The sequence below is a fragment of the Gilvimarinus sp. 1_MG-2023 genome, assembly GCF_030548285.1.
The window spans coordinates 1-390 of sequence record NZ_JAUOSC010000278.1; the positions used below are offsets into that span (position 1 = coordinate 1).

Below are 390 nucleotides of genomic sequence, written 5' to 3' on the forward strand. Positions count from 1 at the left end.
CCCCAAACTCACTGCCTTTCCCCTCATCACTACTCACCAGCAATTCACCGTGCATGGCTTCAACCAGTGCCCGGGTAATACTCAGGCCCAAACCGGTGCCACCATAATGGCGCGTGTCGGAGCCATCCACTTGCTGGAACTGCTCAAAAATAAGGGCCAGCTTATCCGCCGGGATACCGCGTCCGGTATCCGTCACCAAAAGCCGGAGGCGCACTTCGTCGGCGCTACAGCGGATCAATTGCACTGCCAGTGTTATCGTCCCGGTAGCGGTAAATTTTGCGGCGTTACTGGCAAAATTCATCAATACCTGGGTCAGCCTCAGTTCATCCCCACAAACTTGCTCCGGCACGCCTTCATCGATACTCAACAACACTCTGACCGGCTTCTCGC

1 protein-coding gene is annotated in these 390 nt (G+C 55.6%); it reads right to left on the reverse strand.

Features of this window, described 5'->3' with window-relative positions; all coding sequences use genetic code 11:
* The coding region (locus Q4563_RS16785) for an ATP-binding protein (RefSeq protein WP_303605299.1) at nucleotides 1-390 on the reverse strand (390 nt) is incomplete at both ends.